An 891-nucleotide genomic window follows, 5' to 3' on the forward strand; every position below is an offset into this window, starting at 1 on the left:
TATAACTACTTAAAAGAGTTCTTTCTCAAACCTGAATCGATAGTCGCGCGTGACCAACTTGATGGTAAGTTCACCAACGTTTACGCCGAACCCGGTGCTGAGCTTACCGCTAATCGTCTCACCTTTACTCATCTAGGTAGGGATGAACCTGTTTTCATTGAGCCTCCGAAGGGCATCGCGGATAGTCACTCCATGTCTTTGCTTTTAGATGCCTTATCTGTGCGTCGGGTGTTTGAGAGTTTTGAAAGTACTCTATCTTCAGCAGAGTTTGACCATATTCTCTGGCGTGCGTTCGATCGAGAAGTGGAGGTGAGTATAAGCCCGTCTGGCGAACCGGATATGACTAACCCCGATGAAGCGGCTATTTCTCTCAATACCTTGATGAGGCACCTTTCAACGGTGCTTGGTGGTGAGTTCGCCTCTTATCAGACGGCTAATCAGGCAGCAGAGTTCTATCAAACGCTAACGCAAGGGGGGCTTCCGCGCTTTCAGTTGGCGACTCTTGATAGCTTTGAGAATCCTCTGAATACAGCGCTCAATGATACAAACTCGATAGGCCGAGCGCTGCGTTATGCGCTCTTGGAAGGCGCGCCTTTTATCGTCTACCCGATTGAAGCGTATAGCTCGGGTATTTTTGCTAATGGTGCTAATGATGATGCTTATGGCACCGAGCACTATACCGAGACATTTTGGGCTGATCGAATTGATTATTATCAGCGCCAACTCGCAAGCAATGCTTTGGACTTGAACTCCCGTGACGCTATAGGCGCGAAAGTAGGTACAGACGCCACGCACTTCTTTGACGACTATTCAATCAATCAGGCCGATGCCAACGGACAGCCGCAAGCGCAAGTCTATGTTCGCGGTCACGACTCTGTATATACCAATCAG

General features: G+C 48.7%; 1 protein-coding gene. It reads left to right on the forward strand.

Features of this window, described 5'->3' with window-relative positions; translation table 11 throughout:
- On the forward strand, window positions 1-891 hold an 891-nt coding region (locus A3751_RS23175), incomplete at both ends, for a hypothetical protein (protein WP_197466518.1).

This window comes from Oleiphilus sp. HI0080, assembly GCF_001635135.1.